The 14,950-nt window shown below is 38.0% G+C and carries 14 protein-coding genes; 7 read left to right on the top strand and 7 right to left on the bottom strand.

Annotated features, from left to right (window positions below):
• Positions 1 to 43: 43 nt before the first annotated feature.
• Complete coding sequence (locus D7V20_RS04400) at positions 44 to 577, bottom strand: GspH/FimT family protein (protein ID WP_120383120.1); 534 nt, start codon at positions 575 to 577, stop codon at positions 44 to 46.
• A 377-nt stretch (positions 578 to 954) separates the two neighbouring features.
• Here D7V20_RS04400 and omp38 point away from each other — a divergent pair, with 377 nt between their 5' ends.
• From omp38 to D7V20_RS04385, 3 genes are all read left to right on the top strand, one after another.
• Positions 955 to 1,983, top strand: a complete 1,029-nt coding sequence (gene omp38, locus D7V20_RS04395) for an outer membrane protein Omp38 (RefSeq protein WP_120383119.1) — start codon at positions 955 to 957, stop codon at positions 1,981 to 1,983.
• A gap of 123 nt (positions 1,984 to 2,106) precedes the next feature.
• Positions 2,107 to 2,565: an OmpA family protein gene (locus tag D7V20_RS04390; protein WP_120383220.1), complete on the top strand. Its 459-nt coding sequence runs from the start codon at positions 2,107 to 2,109 to the stop codon at positions 2,563 to 2,565.
• 91 nt (positions 2,566 to 2,656) lie between these two features.
• Positions 2,657 to 3,187: a cysteine peptidase family C39 domain-containing protein gene (locus D7V20_RS04385; RefSeq protein WP_120383118.1), complete on the top strand. Its 531-nt coding sequence runs from the start codon at positions 2,657 to 2,659 to the stop codon at positions 3,185 to 3,187.
• A gap of 125 nt (positions 3,188 to 3,312) precedes the next feature.
• Here the strand turns inward: D7V20_RS04385 and D7V20_RS04380 are convergent, their stop codons facing one another.
• The 4 genes from D7V20_RS04380 to D7V20_RS04365 all read right to left on the bottom strand — a co-directional run bounded on the left by D7V20_RS04380 (position 3,313) and on the right by D7V20_RS04365 (position 8,882).
• The gene (locus tag D7V20_RS04380; RefSeq protein WP_120383117.1) at positions 3,313 to 4,518 is read right to left on the bottom strand and encodes an RtcB family protein; all 1,206 of its coding nucleotides are present in this window, start codon (positions 4,516 to 4,518) and stop codon (positions 3,313 to 3,315) included.
• Positions 4,519 to 4,939: 421 nt separating this feature from the next.
• Complete coding sequence (locus tag D7V20_RS04375; RefSeq protein WP_120383116.1) at positions 4,940 to 6,403, bottom strand: amino acid permease; 1,464 nt, start codon at positions 6,401 to 6,403, stop codon at positions 4,940 to 4,942.
• Positions 6,400 to 7,437, bottom strand: coding sequence for a class I SAM-dependent methyltransferase (locus D7V20_RS04370; protein WP_120383115.1), 1,038 nt, complete (start codon positions 7,435 to 7,437; stop codon positions 6,400 to 6,402). The genes D7V20_RS04375 and D7V20_RS04370 overlap by 4 nt, the downstream gene beginning before the upstream one ends.
• A gap of 71 nt (positions 7,438 to 7,508) precedes the next feature.
• Entirely contained in the window at positions 7,509 to 8,882 is a 1,374-nt protein-coding gene (locus tag D7V20_RS04365) for a uracil-xanthine permease family protein (protein WP_120383114.1), read from the bottom strand.
• A gap of 174 nt (positions 8,883 to 9,056) precedes the next feature.
• On the opposite strand from D7V20_RS04365, the gene typA reads away from it, so the two are divergent.
• From typA to D7V20_RS04350, 3 genes are all read left to right on the top strand, one after another.
• Positions 9,057 to 10,895 (top strand): translational GTPase TypA, encoded by a 1,839-nt coding sequence (typA, locus tag D7V20_RS04360; protein ID WP_120383113.1) that lies wholly within the window; start codon positions 9,057 to 9,059, stop codon positions 10,893 to 10,895.
• Positions 10,896 to 11,090: 195 nt separating this feature from the next.
• A complete protein-coding gene (mscL, locus tag D7V20_RS04355) occupies positions 11,091 to 11,522 on the top strand; it encodes a large conductance mechanosensitive channel protein MscL (RefSeq protein WP_120383112.1) in 432 nt (143 codons plus the stop codon).
• Positions 11,523 to 11,618: 96 nt separating this feature from the next.
• Positions 11,619 to 12,221 carry a hypothetical protein gene (locus D7V20_RS04350; protein ID WP_120383111.1) on the top strand — a complete coding sequence of 201 codons (603 nt, stop codon included), beginning with the start codon at positions 11,619 to 11,621 and terminating at the stop codon, positions 12,219 to 12,221.
• A gap of 49 nt (positions 12,222 to 12,270) precedes the next feature.
• On the opposite strand, the gene D7V20_RS04345 is transcribed toward D7V20_RS04350, so the two are convergent.
• Both D7V20_RS04345 and mutM read right to left on the bottom strand, forming a co-directional pair.
• Complete coding sequence (locus D7V20_RS04345) at positions 12,271 to 12,555, bottom strand: peptidylprolyl isomerase (protein WP_120383110.1); 285 nt, start codon at positions 12,553 to 12,555, stop codon at positions 12,271 to 12,273.
• The gene (gene mutM, locus D7V20_RS04340) at positions 12,552 to 13,400 is read right to left on the bottom strand and encodes a bifunctional DNA-formamidopyrimidine glycosylase/DNA-(apurinic or apyrimidinic site) lyase (RefSeq protein WP_120383109.1); all 849 of its coding nucleotides are present in this window, start codon (positions 13,398 to 13,400) and stop codon (positions 12,552 to 12,554) included. Before mutM ends, D7V20_RS04345 begins: the two co-directional genes overlap by 4 nt.
• A 394-nt stretch (positions 13,401 to 13,794) precedes the next feature.
• On the opposite strand from mutM, the gene D7V20_RS04335 reads away from it, so the two are divergent.
• On the top strand, positions 13,795 to 14,950 hold a 1,156-nt coding region (locus tag D7V20_RS04335), incomplete at its 3' end, for a TonB-dependent receptor (RefSeq protein ID WP_171407759.1).

Genomic DNA, 14,950 nt, shown 5'->3' with positions numbered 1-14,950 from the left:
AAAGTATCAATATTGAATATATCTAGACTGTAGTGACCAGTTTTTAGCATCTATAGTTTGTATCGGGGCGAATATTTCCCATTCTTCCGATATAAAGCCTTAGATCAGTTTTTATTTGAGCCGCATTGCTACAATAATAAAAACTTCCTGGTGCACCTCTAGGGAGTCCTGTATCTCCTTGTAAGGTCAGTACATGGGTACTACTTGAACTACCACTCCAAGTCAAGTGACCATATTTAAGATTATGTTCAGTTTTAAAGAGTATATGCTCATCCGTGTCGATTGATTTATTTCGATTCCTATCAGTAAAGATGATGACCCCTTTGTCCCATTGGTTATTTTGGCACTGGTTTAAGTTTTCCGATGAACAGATCACAACTGGAGTATGCAGCACTAGGGCTTGACTTTTTGCAAATGATAAGTATTGTTGAGTCAAAGGCCTTATTGAGTTAAGTTCTTGCTTTTGCATCATATTGTGATAGTGGGGAATGCATATTAGGCTTAAAATTGAGATTATTGAAATAGTTACAATGAGCTCAAATAGCGTAAAACCGCAGTCTTTACAATAAAAGTACATAATAAAATCTTCTGTTGTTGTGTGTTTTTATTTGATAAATAATGTTTTTTCTTTTAAATTTGATACAAAGGTAATTGTAGTAAAATATTTATTACTATCGTATTCTTTTGCTGTTAAAATAAAAGTAGCAAAAAGATAAGCGATCCATGAAGAAAAATTGAGTAAAAATTTACCGAATTACAACGGAAATTGTAAGTAATTTTGTCAATAATTTACTTGATTAAAGTTATCAAGCACTTGGAAAAAGAATCAAGTGTTTGTATGATTCAACATGAGTAGCTTAAAAATAATACTGGGGTATTAAATTCTATCTCAGGATAGCCAATAAATTTTAGGCTAAGCTTGAACAAAACAATTGTTATCTCTGGAGGATATCCATGAAATTGAGTCGTATCGCACTTGCAATGCTTGTTGCTGCGCCATTCGCTGCTGCTAACGCTGGTGTAACTGTTACACCTTTAATGCTTGGTTACACTTTCCAAGATTCTCAACACAATAACGGTGGAGACAAAGGTGAGTTAACTGCTGGCCCTGAGCTTCAAGACGATTTATTCGTTGGTGCTGCTCTTGGTGTAGAGCTTACTCCATGGTTAGGTTTCGAAGCTGAATATAACCAAGTTAAAGGTGATTTAGACGGTACTGGCGTTGCTGGTTCTGAATATAAACAAACTCAAATCAATGGTAACTTCTATGCTACTTCTGATTTGATCACTAAAAACTATGACAGCAAAATCAAACCTTACGTTTTATTAGGTGCTGGTCATTACAAATATGACCTAGACGATATGTCTTACCACTCTAATGAAGAAGGTACTTTAGGTAATGCTGGTGTTGGTGCTTTCTGGCGCTTAAACGATGCTTTGTCTCTTCGTACTGAAGCTCGTGGTACTTATAACTTTGATGAAAAATTCTGGAACTATACTGCTCTTGCAGGTCTTAACGTAGTTCTTGGTGGTCACTTGAAGCCTGCTGCTCCTGTAGTAGAAGTTGCTCCAGTTGTTCCAGCTCCAGTTCCTGTAGCTCCTGAGCCACAACAATTGACTGAAGATTTGAACATGGAACTTCGTGTGTTCTTTGATACAAACAAATCAAACATCAAAGACCAATACAAACCAGAAGTTGCGAAAGTAGCTGAAAAATTAGTTGAATTCCCGAATGCGACTGCTCGTATTGAAGGTCACACAGATAACACTGGTCCACGTAAGTTAAACGAACGTTTATCTTTAGCTCGTGCTAACTCTGTTAAATCAGCGCTAGTAAGCGAATACAACATCGATGCATCTCGTTTGTCTACTCAAGGTTTCGCTTGGGATCAACCGATTGCTGACAACAAAACTAAAGAAGGTCGTGCTATGAACCGTCGTGTATTCGCGACGATCACTGGTAGCCGTACTGTAACTCAATAATTTATTGAGAATAAAAAAGCGACTCGTCAGAGTCGCTTTTTTTTATAAAATAATTATAATGGTTAAAATTTCTAAATGTTAAGTGAATTAAAAATAATGAATAAGAAGCACATAGTCATTAATATGAGTCAGCTCCTGCTAGGATTAATCTTCCTTGGATCAAATGGTTGCCATTCTATAGATAATAGGGGATCAACAACAAACTCAATTCAAGTCATGTATCCTAAAGAAACATTGGTTTTGAAAAAAGGCTTGGAGATCTACTTTAAAAATAAATCGACTGAAATTGATGAACAGTATCAGCCAACATTATTAGTCGCTTCGCAGTTATTGAAAAATAATAAAAACTTTGTTTTGCAAATTGATGGTCATAGCGATAGCACAGGGTCTTTAGCCGCAAATAATAAAGTCTCGACAATACGTGCAAATGTTGTAAAAGATTTTATGGTTCGTGAATATCAAGTGAATCCAAATCAACTCATTGCAACTGGATTAGGACCAGTAAAACCTATTGCAAATAATAGCACGGCAGATGGTCGGGCCAAGAATAGAAGAGTAACTGTAACATTAAAGATCCAGTGATGAGATGGATAACATGATTTGAATAGCTTCGATATCAAATGAAACGTATTATAATGAATCATCTTTGTACTTGGTTTTAGTCTGTATATTCATGAGTTTGCAACTTCCTAAACAACTGATTGATCTTGAAGCGAATTGTGGAATATTTGCAGTTTGGGTCGTGTTACAGCATCGTTCGATTCAAATTGAGATTGATCAACTTGCTAAGCTTTGTCAGTATGATCGAGAAGATGGAACTTTTAGTATCGGGCTGGCTTTAGGCTTAAAAAAGTTGGGTTTCGATATCAGGTTTTATACAGATGATGATCCAGATATCCATGAAAAAGAAATCAATTGTTATGCTGAAGCCAAAGCTTTAAATGTTCCGATATATCAAGCTTTGGCATATCAGGATATTCAAAATGCAGTGTCACAAGGTTATTTTGCAATTGTCTATTACGATACTGTAGACGGGGTTGGTAATCATTCACTGGTCTTTTCAATAGATGAAAATGAAATTTGTTTCTTCGATAGTTTTGATGCTATGCCAGCAGTGGTTTTTGAACAGCAGCGTCGGGCAGAGGGAATTTGTCAGCAAGTGATTATTATTGGTGATTATCAAGCACCTATTCGCTATAGCTGATTTTGATGGATGATCTCAGCAAATCGAAATTTACTGAGATCCTAAGTGAATAGTCTTAAGTAAAAAAAATTGTTAAGTCGAAATCTTTGACTTTATCTTTTTAAACTTTAACTAAAGTTTGAAACTTAACCTTTGATACATAAGACTTGTTTCAAGGTATGTACAACTTCAATTAGATCGCTTTGATTGGCCATGACTTGATGAATATCTTTATACGCACTCGGTATTTCATCAACAACACCTTTGTCTTTCCGACATTCAATCCCTTGAGTTTGTGCGATTAAATCTTGTTGATTAAATAAGTTCTTGGCTTTAGTTCGACTCATTTTTCTACCTGCACCATGTGAACATGAGCAAAAAGATTCTGGGTTTCCTTTACCTTTGACAATAAAGGATTGTGCACCCATTGAACCAGGGATGATGCCATATTCATCAAGACCTGCACGAATTGCACCTTTACGTGTGACAAAAATCTCTTCACCAAAATGAAGCTCCTTTTGTACATAATTGTGATGACAATTGATCGCTTCTTTGGTCATTTGAAAGCTTGGTAATAAAGGACGAATAGCCTCTAAAATCAAACGCATCATTTCACGTCTGTTTTCATAAGCATATCCTTGAGCCCATTCTACAGCTTCAACATAATCATCAAAATTGGTTGAGCCTTCTGCAAAATAACTTAAATCCTTATCTGGCACATGCCCAAAACGATGCTGTGCTTCTTTTTTAGCACGTTCTATAAAATATGTACCAATCACATTGCCAAGACCACGACTGCCCGAATGCAACATCACCCAAATGTCATCATTTTCATCAATACACAGTTCGATGAAGTGATTACCACCACCCAATGTACCTAGCTGTTTCTGCCATGTTGAATCAAAGTTTCGTAACATGCGTTTCAAGGCAGGGTGTTTATCTGTGATCAATTTTAGTTTTTTATCTAAGGGTGAAAGTGTAGAAGCTTTGGCTTTGGCGAGTTTGTGCATTTCAAAGCCAACAGGTACTTTTCTTTCAATCGCATTACGTAAAGCGCTTAAATTATCAGGTAATTGCCCAGCTTTTAAACTCAGCCGTAAAGCATTCATTCCACAACCAATATCAACGCCTACAGCGGCAGGAATAATGGCATTCTTAGTTGGAATTACGCTACCTACCGTTGCACCTTTGCCTAAATGTACATCAGGCATGACTGCAATATGTGAGTGAATAAATTGTAATTGTGCCATTTTACGTAATTGGGTTAGGCTTTCATCATCCACATCTTGAGTATAAATTTTTACGGGAACGCCATATTCTGCTTTGGCGTTTAAAATCATTTGTATGCTCATTTTCTTTCTCTAAGCAAATTATTTTTATTGTCCGAAATTGTTTTAAAAGGACTTCATTTGAAGACTAGATTCAAATTTTAGATCATAAAAAACCTAGCGAATGCTAGGTTGAAACTGACATTCGGACACTTGGGATTAATTCAGTGCCCGTGAGTAGACGACTGCTTAATCTTATTTAAAATTTCTCTCTTGTTTCGGCATGTCATACTCCTTATATTTTGAGGTTTGGTAAAACCACAGTGAATGAAAATCTTTTGGTTGGAAATGAACCAATGGCGGCTATTCTATAAATAAAAATCATTTTGTCAATTAATTTTAAAAATCATTTTTAAAACGCGGCTAATTACTCTTAAATTCTACAAGCTTTATATGCAATAAAAAAGCAGCTCGAAAGCTGCTTGAATTTAACTGATTGGAGAAGTTATTCTTTATCAATATCAAATGGTTGAACATCCATTTCTTTGTAAGAAATGAGTTTGCTACGATGCTTCCATTTGTAGCCTAACCAAATTGCAAGGAATAATGGAATACTGATATAAGTAGAGATCGCACTCATCCAGTCACCATCCAGTACCGCTTGGTAATTTTGACCGAGTACAACAATCGTACATAAGATAAAGGCAAACCAAGGTGCAAATGGGAAGAATTTGGCACGGTAGGCTAAATCTTCAAGCTTATAACCTTGCGCTAAATAGCCTTTACGGAAGCGATAGTGTGAAATTGCAATACCTAACCAAACAATAAAGCCGCACATGCCTGACATATTCAGTAGCCATGTAAATACTTGGCTTTCACCAATAAATGTGGTCAAGAAACAAAGTGCAGCAATTGCAGTGGTGGCATATAAGGCATTCATTGGAACGCCACGAATATCTAATTTACCAAAGCATTTTGGTGCACGACCTTCACGTGCCATACCAAATAGCATACGTGTAGACGAGTACATGCCTGAATTACCTGCGGAAAGAATCGCAGTTAAAATCACCGCATTCATCAAACCTGCAGCAAATGCTAACCCTGCTTTTTCATACAACAAGGTAAATGGTGAAAGGGTAATATTACCATCACCCTCAGCCGCTAAAGCAAGATTTGGGTCTGTGTAGGCTATCAATGTTCCAATGATGAAAATACACAAGATATAGAATAAAAGAATACGCCAAAAGATTTGTTTAATTGCAATTGGAATGGTCTTTTTCGGATCTTTAGATTCACCCGCAGCAACCCCAACCATTTCAGTACCTTGGAATGAAAATCCTGCAATCATGGCGACACCAACCAATGCTTGGAAACCACCGACAAAAGGTGCTTCACCAAGGGTCCAGTTTTTGGTCACAGATTGAGTTGGATCAAGCATGATTTTTCCAATCATGAATAGACCAATCGCAATAAAGAAGATAATCGCAACGACTTTGACCAATGAGAACAAAAATTCACTTTCACCAAAGCCTTTGACTGTTAAAGCATTGATAAAGAAAATAATAGCTAGGAATAAGGCACTCCACCAAAAGCCAGGAATATCTGGAAACCAAAACTTCATGATAAATTGGACGGCAACCAGTTCAAATGCGACCGTAATCGCCCAGTTATACCAATAATTCCAACCCAGTGCGAAACCAAAGCCTTCTTCAACATATTTATTGCCATATGTGAAAAATGCGCCTGATGTCGGATTGTGCGTTGCTAACTCACCTAAACTGGTCATCAAGAAATAAATCATGAGTCCAATCAGTGCATAAGCAAGCAGTGCACCACCCGGGCCAGCTGTCGCAATCGTTTGACCTGAGGCAAGGAATAATCCTGTACCAATAGAACCGCCGATGGCGATCATATTTAAATGTCGAGCTCCAAGCTTACGCTTGAGCTCTGGATGACCTGTTTCGCTCATCGTTCTTCCTTAAGATTTTTTTGAGTGTTGGCGAACAGCACTTTAAAGCCTTGTTGATCGGCCTTAGTCGTACATTGACTAAAGCTCTGCTCAATGAGTAATGGATAATTGAGGAAGCGGTTTGCCACAATCCATAATTCACCACCAGATTTTAAATGGCGTCGTGCAGTCTTACACAAAGTTTCACTGGCATTATAATCGGTCTGTATGCCTTGGTGAAATGGAGGATTGCTGACAATCGCATGTAAAAATAAAGGTGCATCTTCGATGCCTGTGACTGCTTTAACTTCAAGCTGTTCTAAGGGTAAGCTATTTTTTTCAAATGTCATTTGGGTTGAGGCCAATGCAAAAGCATCGACATCCAACGCAAAAATACGATTTTTAGGATTTAACTTGGACAAATAAGCACTGATTACCCCAGCACCGCAACCAAAATCAGCAATTTTTCCAGAAGTCACTTGTTTTAAATAAGGCAGCAAAACAGCTGTGCCAATATCTAAATGGTTTTGACTAAATACCCCTGGTAAAGCACAAATGGTCAGTTCACCAGCAGGTGTGGCAACATTATAATGTTGTGCCCATTGCGTTAATGGTTTTGCTGTAACCGTGGTATTGGTGGTCAGTTGCCACATTTGACAATGACGAGCGCTGTCTAATTTCGTGGTTTGCCCATAAGGTTGTAACTGTTTTGCAGCACGCTCAACGCCCCCTTTCTTTTCTCCAACGAGGAAAATAGAAGCACCAACAGGCAAACGACTGACCAAATTATGCAAAATATAATTGAGCAGTTCTTTCGATTTCGGGACAAAAATTACAGCTTGGTCAAAATCGGACTCAGGCAGATCTGTACCAAAATGTACATCGGCTTTTAGATTTTGAAAATACTGAAATTCGTTGTAATTCCACGTCCAAATACTTGCTTCGATGTCATGAGCTAAATTTGAAAGTAAATCATCCGTTGGCGCATTGACCAATAAAACTCGTCCAGAAAGATAGTCATGCTGTCGAATGACAACTTCACTTCTTGGCTCCATATTCACCATCCATCATAAAAATTTGAACAATAATGCCCAGACTAAGCTGGGCATTATAAAGAATAGACTGACTATTTTTTAGTTTCAGGTAAAACTAAATTTAAAATCAAAGCTGCAAGACCGCCTGTGGCAACACCAGAACTAAAAATATTACGTGCCAATTCTGGTAAATGTTCCAAAATTTGAGGAACTTGTGCAACACCCAAACCTAGTCCTAAAGAAATTGCAATAATCAAAAGGGCACGACGATCTAACTGAATTCCCGATAAAATGTTAATGCCAGAAGCAGCAACTGCACCAAACATGACCATTACGGCACCGCCAAGCACAGCTTGCGGTACAGCCTGAATGACACCTGCAACTGCGGGGAATAAACCAAGAATCACCAATAATACTGCGATCCAAATCCCGACATAACGACTAGCCACACCTGTGAGTTGAATGACACCATTATTTTGAGCAAATACAGAGCTTGGGAAAGTATTGAAAATACCAGCTAAGAAAGAGTTTGCACCATTGACCAAAACCCCCCCTTTGATACGTTCCATCCAAACTGGGCCATCAACTGGCTGATTAGAAATTTTCGAAGTTGCTGTCACATCACCAATCGCTTCTAAAGAGGTCACCAAGTAAATAAATGCCATTGGAATAAATAAACTCCAAGAGAAGCTAATTCCAAAATGCATCGGTGATGGGATTTGTATAAGTGGCGCATCTTTTAAACCTGAAAAGTTTAAATAGCCCATAAAACCTGCAAGTACATAACCGACAACTAAAGCAATTAAAATAGCTGAGCTTTTTACCCAAACAACTTTTACACGATTCAGTAGGATAATAATGGCAAGTACAGTACATGACATGATGAGATTGTCGGCACTGGCAAAGGTTTTATCTGACATGGCTTGATAGCCACCGCCCATGCTGATGAGGCCTTCTTTAATTAAGGTTAAACCAATCAACAGCACAACAATACCTGTCACCAATGGTGTAATCAGCTTTTTCACCCAAGGCAAAATGCGAGATACACCCATTTCAATAAATGATCCAGCAATCACGACGCCGAAAATAGACGCCATCACCGCTTCAACAGGTGTGCCTGCCGCAACCATAGCAGAGCCAATACCGATCATCGGGCCAATAAAGTTAAAACTTGTGCCCTGAACAATCAGTAAGCCTGCACCAAATGGCCCAATTTTTTTACATTGTAAATAAGTTGCGACACCTGAAATGACCAATGACATGGAAAGAATCATGTTGGTGTCTTGTGGAGAAACACCTAAAGCCAAACAGATTAGTAAACCTGGTGTTACAATTGGAACAATAATCGCTAATAAATGTTGTAAGGCCGCAAAAAAAGCGATAAGTGGTTTTGGGTGATCATTGAGACCATAAATAAGGTCAATTTGACCCTGAGTTTGTTTGGGAGGTGTATTAAAATCAGACATGACCACAGCGGGAGAAGCAGCAAGATGGCGCTATTCTAATCGGTTTACATGCCATTACAAAATAAAAAAGGGGGCCTTGTGAAAAAAACTTGTAACTGTCAATAAACTGTCACTACTAAAAGTTAAGATTTTTCTGTATAATTTGCCCTCAAATTTAAAGCGTATCGAATTTACATGTCTGATATTAAAACTCTCCGTAACATTGCCATCATTGCGCACGTCGATCATGGTAAAACCACTCTGGTAGACAAACTTCTGCAACAATCTGGTGCTCTCGGTGATCGCGCGGGTGAGATCGAGCGTGTCATGGATTCGAATGCGTTGGAATCTGAGCGTGGTATTACCATTCTTGCAAAAAACACTGCAATTAAATGGTTAGACAAACGTACTGACACTGAATACCGTATTAACATTGTTGACACCCCAGGACATGCTGACTTTGGTGGTGAAGTTGAACGTGTTATGTCTATGGTTGATTGCGTACTTCTTCTTGTCGATTCACAAGAAGGTCCAATGCCACAAACTCGTTTCGTAACGCAAAAAGCGTTCGCACGTGGTTTGAAACCAATCGTGATCATTAACAAAGTTGACAAGCCAAGTGCTCGTCCAGATTGGGTAATTGATCAAGTATTTGATTTGTTTGATAACCTTGGTGGTACTGACGAACAGTTAGACTTCCCAGTTGTTTATGCATCAGGTTTACGTGGTGTAGCTGGTCCTTCTCCAGAAGAATTAGCAGAAGATATGACCCCGTTATTTGAAACAATCGTAGACATCGTTGAACCACCTTCAGTAGATGTTGATGGTCCATTCCAAATGCAAATTTCATCACTTGACTATAATAGTTTCGTCGGTGTAATCGGTGTTGGTCGTATTCAACGTGGTTCAGTAAAAACAAATACACCTGTAACAGTGATTGATAAAGATGGTAAGACACGTAACGGTCGTATCTTAAAAATCATGGGTTACCACGGTTTAGAGCGTGTTGACGTTGATTCTGCACAAGCGGGTGATATCGTATGTATCACTGGTTTAGATGCATTGAATATTTCTGACACCATTTGTGATCCTAAAAATGTTGAAGCTTTACCTGCATTGTCTGTAGATGAACCTACAGTTTCGATGACTTTCCAAGTAAACAACTCTCCGTTTGCTGGTAAAGAAGGTAAATTCGTAACTTCACGTAATATCCGTGAGCGTTTAGATCGTGAATTGATCCATAACGTAGCATTACGTGTTGAAGACACTGACAGTCCAGACCGTTTCAAAGTTTCTGGTCGTGGTGAGCTTCATCTTTCTGTATTGATCGAAACAATGCGCCGTGAAGGCTTCGAGATGGGTGTATCTCGTCCGCAAGTGATCATGAAAGAAGTTGATGGCGAAATGCAAGAGCCATACGAAAACGTAACTTTTGACGTTGAAGAACAACACCAAGGTTCTGTAATGGAACAAATGGGTAACCGTAAAGGTGAGTTAACCAATATGGAAGTCGACGGTAAAGGTCGTATGCGTATTGAAGCGACTGTACCTTCACGTGGCTTGATTGGTTTCCGTTCTGAATTCTTAACCATTACTTCTGGTACTGGTATTATGACTTCAAGCTTCTCGCATTATGGTCCTGCTAAGCAAGGTGCTGTTGCGAAGCGTCAAAACGGTGTACTTGTATCAATGGTGAATGGTACATGTTTAGCTTTCGCTCTATTCACGCTACAAGATCGTGGTCGTCTATTTGCTGAACCACAATTAGAAGTGTATGAGGGGATGATTGTTGGTATGAACTCACGTTCAGACGACATGACTGTAAACCCAACAAAAGCGAAGCAGTTAACGAACATGCGTGCATCAGGTACAGATGAAGCTTTAACATTGACACCTGCAATTAAATTCACGCTTGAACAAGCTTTAGAATTTATTGAAGATGATGAATTAGTTGAAGTTACACCTAAATCAGTTCGTATTCGTAAAAAATTCTTAACTGAAAATGATCGTAAACGTGCTGCACGTGGTATGTAATCGTTTTAAATAGAAATTCTTAAAATTTCTATAGAAAACCGCAATTCGTCAGAGAGTTGCGGTTTTTTTGTATAAATTGTAAAAAAAATATACGAAATTTATAAAAACCGAGTAAATTAGCTGGAAATATATATTAAATTTTAATGTATACTTCGTCACATAAAAATTACGCAATAAGAGCGCGTGGAGATACAAATGAGCATTATTTCAGAATTCAAAGCGTTTGCTATCAAAGGCAACATGATGGACTTGGCTATTGGTGTAATCATCGGTGGTGCTTTTAATAAAATTATTGATTCTTTAGTAAAAGACATCATCATGCCATTAATTTCTGTGATTACTGGTGGGGGCGTTGATTTTACTCAGAAATTTATTGTACTTGGTGATAACCCGAGTAACCTGACTTCATTAGATGAGCTAACCAAAGCGGGTGTGAATGTTTTAACTTATGGTAACTTCATCACGATTGTGTTGAACTTCCTGATCTTAATGTGGGTTGTATTTTTACTGGTTAAATTCTTAAATAAAATTCGTAAGCCAGCGGAAGAAGCACCGGCTACGACGCCAGAAGATATTGAATTATTACGTGAAATCCGTGATGAACTAAAAAAACGTCCACAAGCTTAATCATGTATAAATAATCATCATTAAACGGCACTTTTAAGTGCCGTTTTTTTTATGAATCGTTTATGATCATGTTTATAGGATGATCGGAATATTATAATGACAAAACGTTTAATCATATTCATGATGATTTTTGGACTCTTCAGTTGTTCAGAGCAGCAAAACAATCAAAATGATATTCAAAATAAAACCAAGAATCTAAGTTTTGCAGATATGCCCAATGAAAAAACCACTTTTGAAGTAATTGAGGCAAAATCAATTGATGAAAATGATGCGTTATTGGTGGTATTACAAACGCAATTGTTAAAAGATCAATTTGAATTTGTTGAGAAAGAAAGTGGTCGATCTTGGTCTGAAAATGATTGTACCAACAATAAAATTATTCAAGTCAAAGGGGATGGCATACGCTCATATAGAGCAGAGAGTCTGGTAAAAATTGGTCAGAACCAAGTGCGTCCAGATTTTAGTTTATTGGTTTTTGCTTTTGAAGATGCACAACAAGCGGAAAAGAATTTTATCAGTTTAAAAACTGCTGTTGAATCTGATAACGGCTTTTGCAATGGTAAATCACCTGAAACCATTGTACATAATGGCAATGAGGTATTTTACTTCACCACACGTGCAGAAATGTTTAGACCTTATATCGATCAGTATTCAAAATTTGTGGAAGATTATAGCGTTGAAACGCAGCCTACAAATTAAGCTTTATTCTCAACGCATTTGAATAAATATAAATACTCAATGAGCTGGTTTAAAAATCCATACGAAATTTAATTTCAAGGAGGTGAAACCCAAATTGGCTTTTAACGGGTCCATGTAAAATATGTTCTGCTGCTGTAAAAACCAGTTTATCAATCACAGGAACCAATTGCCCCTTTTTCACTTCACCAAGTTCACCACCACGTTTGGCTGAATTACAGGTTGAATACTGTTTCGCAACTTTTGAAAAATCAGCACCGTCTAAAATCTTCTTTTTAAGCTGTTCTGCTAAGCCTTTATCTTTGACGAGTATATGACGAACAATTGCAGTTTTCATTTAGATTGACCTCGCTGAGTTTGAGAAGTGTTCACTTTTTTCAAAGGTTGGCATTGTGGGCAAAACACACTTGCACGCTGTCCCAATTTCAAGTTTTCCAATGTTGTTTCACAGTTCACACACATTTCACCCGCACGACCATAGGCCAATAAGGTTTGTTGAAAATAACCATTTTCACCCATTGCATTGCTATAGTCTCTTAACGTTGAGCCACCTAAATCAATCGCTTGTTTCAAAATACGTTTTATTTCAATAACCAGTTTTTGAATTTGCGCTGTGGATAATGTCGAAGCTGGCTGTGCTGGATGAATACCTAAATTAAATAAACTTTCTGTAGCATAAATATTGCCCACACCAACCACGATATGGTTATCCATAATTGCAACTTTTATGCCGACATTTTTATTTTTTAATTTATTGCTTAAATATTCTTCATTAAAAGATTCGCTTAAAGGTTCTGGACCAAGGGTGTCAATTAATTTAGTTTGGCTTTCCTCATTGAGCCAAATAATACAGCCAAAACGGCGTGGATCATGGTAGCACAATTGTTGATCTTCAAATTGAATAATCAAGTGATCGTGTTTTCTCAATTCATCTTGTGGTTCACAAATTCTAAAACTGCCTGACATACCGAGATGCCAAAGCATGCTATGTGTTTCAAACTCAGCCAAAATATACTTTGAGCGACGGCTCAATTTTAATAATTTTTGCCCTTTTAAATTGTGAATATCTTCAGGAATAGGCCATCTTAGGCGAGATTCCCGGACTTGGATATCGACCACTTTTTGGTTAAGCAAAGGCAACAAACTGGTTTTTGTTGTTTCAACTTCTGGAAGTTCAGGCATGTCATCATCAGAATACAAAACATTGGGCTTATTGTATTGGAGAATGCTACTCGTATAAAGCTGAGAAGATTGATACTGAGTTAGTTTGATCTAGATAGAATAAAAGCTACATATCGATTGAATGCTATGCTAAGAAAAAATCATGGCAACTTACAGCGCCACTCATTGCTGGAGAATGAGTAAAAAAAGTGTTCAATTTAATGGCACAAATTAGAGACAGTTGAATGAGACGATGCAGGGTATAATGTGCAGCTTAACAATTCAGTACCCAACTAAATGATTCATGCTTTGATTTTAGTGTGTCTATTCGCTGAATAGACCAGTCAAAGCCAGTATCACTTTTGGTCATTTAGGAGGGATGTTATTTTTCTAAATATTTCAAAGGAAGCCGTAAATGCAAAGAGTGACTCATTTAAAAACTAGAACGACACTACTTTGTTTAACGGCATGCATTGCCCAAAGCTTATATGCTGAGTCAGAATCTCAGCCGTTGATTCAACGACTTCCGACGATCAAGGTTGAGGCAACGCGCTCAGAAACTCATATTCTAGACACGCCTGCGTCAGTGTATCGTATAGATCAAGCTCAACATCAAAATAATATGGGGGTCAATCTCACAGAAACGCTGAAAGGGATTCCTGGCTTACAATTAAATAATCGTGAAAATTATGCGCAAGACTTACAGCTATCTATGCGTGGTTTTGGCGCACGTTCAACATTTGGGGTGCGTGGGATTCGCTTATATGTCGATGGTATTCCTGCAACTATGCCCGATGGACAAGGGCAGACTTCTAATATTGATTTAAACAGTTTGGATCATATAGAAGTACTTGGTGGGCCATTTTCATCACTTTATGGAAACTCTTCTGGTGGGACAATTTTAACCACAACCAAAGAAGGGCAAGGTCGTGATTCGATTGAGCTTGGTTATTCAGGTGGGAGTCATCATAAAAACCGTACCAATATTATTTTACAAGGTGGTGCAGACAAAGCCAATGAACCGAGTTATGTGGTGAGTTCATCGTATTTTGACACCGATGGTTATCGTGAGCATAGCCAAGCGCAAAAAGTTTTAAGCAATGCAAAATTGACTTGGAATTTAGTAGATGGTTCTAAAATCAATTGGTTAATGAATTATGTTGATATTTCTGCCAATGATCCGCAAGGTTTGACACGAGCTCAATGGAAAGCTGATCCTCAACAACAAGTGCCATTTTTAAAGCAGTTTAATGTGCGTAAAGATATCAATCAGACACAAACTGGGTTGAATTGGACGAAACCGCTCAATGATCAAAATGAAATTTATAGCATGGTGTATTTGGGGCATCGTGAGGTGACGCAATACCAGTCTATTCCAATGTCAACGCAGAACAATCCACGTCAGGCGGGCGGTGTAATTGATTTTGAACGTGATTATTATGGTGCGGATCTACGTTGGACGGGTAAAGATCTATTACCTAATACGCGTTTCAGTATTGGTTTAGCTTATGATGCGATGAATGAAGATCGTCAGGGTTATGAAAACTTTATTTTAGAACAGAATAAACCTA

It is taken from the genome of Acinetobacter rongchengensis (assembly GCF_003611475.1).
Classification (GTDB): Bacteria; Pseudomonadota; Gammaproteobacteria; order Pseudomonadales; family Moraxellaceae; genus Acinetobacter; species Acinetobacter rongchengensis.
Note: the sequence above shows the minus strand (reverse complement) of the source record. Positions and strands in the feature narration are given on the sequence as shown.

Excerpts from the sequence above, each read along its gene's own strand:
- D7V20_RS04400 (WP_120383120.1), bottom strand. The coding sequence starts at position 577 with ATGTACTTTTATTGTAAAGACTGCGGTTTTACGCTATTTGAGCTCATT.
- omp38 (WP_120383119.1), top strand. The coding sequence starts at position 955 with ATGAAATTGAGTCGTATCGCACTTGCAATGCTTGTTGCTGCGCCATTC.
- D7V20_RS04390 (WP_120383220.1), top strand. The coding sequence starts at position 2,107 with ATGAGTCAGCTCCTGCTAGGATTAATCTTCCTTGGATCAAATGGTTGC.
- D7V20_RS04385 (WP_120383118.1), top strand. The coding sequence starts at position 2,657 with ATGAGTTTGCAACTTCCTAAACAACTGATTGATCTTGAAGCGAATTGT.
- D7V20_RS04380 (WP_120383117.1), bottom strand. The coding sequence starts at position 4,518 with ATGAGCATACAAATGATTTTAAACGCCAAAGCAGAATATGGCGTTCCC.
- D7V20_RS04375 (WP_120383116.1), bottom strand. The coding sequence starts at position 6,403 with ATGAGCGAAACAGGTCATCCAGAGCTCAAGCGTAAGCTTGGAGCTCGA.
- D7V20_RS04370 (WP_120383115.1), bottom strand. The coding sequence starts at position 7,437 with ATGGAGCCAAGAAGTGAAGTTGTCATTCGACAGCATGACTATCTTTCT.
- D7V20_RS04365 (WP_120383114.1), bottom strand. The coding sequence starts at position 8,882 with ATGTCTGATTTTAATACACCTCCCAAACAAACTCAGGGTCAAATTGAC.
- typA (WP_120383113.1), top strand. The coding sequence starts at position 9,057 with ATGTCTGATATTAAAACTCTCCGTAACATTGCCATCATTGCGCACGTC.
- mscL (WP_120383112.1), top strand. The coding sequence starts at position 11,091 with ATGAGCATTATTTCAGAATTCAAAGCGTTTGCTATCAAAGGCAACATG.
- D7V20_RS04350 (WP_120383111.1), top strand. The coding sequence starts at position 11,619 with ATGACAAAACGTTTAATCATATTCATGATGATTTTTGGACTCTTCAGT.
- D7V20_RS04345 (WP_120383110.1), bottom strand. The coding sequence starts at position 12,555 with ATGAAAACTGCAATTGTTCGTCATATACTCGTCAAAGATAAAGGCTTA.
- mutM (WP_120383109.1), bottom strand. The coding sequence starts at position 13,400 with ATGCCTGAACTTCCAGAAGTTGAAACAACAAAAACCAGTTTGTTGCCT.